Annotated in this window: 1 protein-coding gene; it reads left to right on the top strand. The window is 69.0% G+C overall.

Annotation, left to right across the window (positions count from 1 at the left end):
* Window positions 1-164: 164 nt before the first annotated feature.
* Window positions 165-1,361 (top strand): low temperature requirement protein A (locus tag AC1DS3_RS38725; protein ID WP_477109666.1); only part of this gene is annotated, 1,197 nt, incomplete at its 3' end.

Raw genomic sequence — 1,361 nt, 5'->3', positions numbered from 1 at the left:
GCGCTACCCGGCGGCCGTGCGGCGGGCGGCCGAGGCCGCGGCGTCGGCCACGCCGGGCCGGCCGCTGGCATAGCCGGGTAGCAACCCGGCCCCACAGGCTTCTGGTGCGTTTCTCCCCGAACTGTGGCAAATTTCCCGCACGGAGAACGGGAGGAGCTTTTGCCATGAACCCAAGCACCAGTGCCGGCCTGTTGCGAGCGCGCGATGGCAGCAAAGCCCGCGTGACCGAAGGCGAGCTGTTCTTCGACCTGATCTACGCCTTTGCCATCACGCAGCTGTCGCACCTGTTGCTTCACCATCCCGGCCCAGGGGGCGCGCTGCAGACGCTGATCCTCTGGTTCGCGGTCTGGCTGGGCTGGCAATACACCTGCTGGGTCACCAACTGGTTCGATCCCGATGCCATGCCGGTGCGGCTGCTGTTGTTCGCGGTGATGGCACTCGGGCTGTTGATGGCCGCCAGCCTGCCGGAGGCCTTTGGCGCGCGCGGCCTGCTGTTTGCGCTGTCCTATGTCTGCATCCAGGTCGGACGCACGGTGGCGGTCCTGCTGATGCTGGGCCGCGGCCATCCGCTGTTTGCCAACTTCCGGCGCATGGGCTGCTGGCTGGCCATCTCCGGCGCGCTGTGGATTGCGGGCGGCATCGCGGCGGGCGAGCTGCGCTTGCTGCTGTGGCTGCTGGCGGTGGCCTGCGAATATGTCTCGCCCATGGCCGGCTTCGCCATGCCGGGGCTGGGACGCTCCAGCTTTGCCGACTGGCGCAGCGCCGATGGCGGGCATATCGCGGAGCGTTGCCAGTTGTTCGTGATCCTGGCGCTGGGCGAATCCGTGCTGGTCACCGGCGGCACGCTGGGCAGCGCCAGCCAGTGGGATATCCCGGTGGTGATCGCGGTGCTGGTCTGCTTTCTGGGCAGCGTGGCGATGTGGTGGGTGTATTTCGATACCAGCGCCGAGGCCGCCAGCCACGCGCTGGAGCACGCGCGCGAGCCGGGCCAGATGGCCGCCTACCTGCATTACGTGCACGTGCTGCTGATCGCCGGCATCATCGTCAGCGCGGCGGCCGACGACCTGGTGATCGCGGAGCCGGACCACCACGTCGGCATGGCGTCCGGCACGCTGCTGCTAGCCGGCCCGGCCATCTACCTGATCGGCAACGCGCTCTATAAGCGGGTGATCTACGGGAACATCCCGCTCTCGCACCTGGTCGGGCTGGGGCTGCTGGCCTTGCTGGTGCCGGTGGCCCCGTTGACCGACCTGCTGATGGCAGGCGGCCTGACCAGCGCTGTGATGTGCGTGGTAGCGGCATGGGAGAGCGTGTCGCGCCGGCGCGGGCGGCGCGCCGGCACAGCGGGGAAATCGGCAGCC

It is taken from the genome of Cupriavidus sp. 01L46 (assembly GCF_056399905.1).
This window is presented reverse-complemented; position numbering and strand designations above follow the sequence as displayed.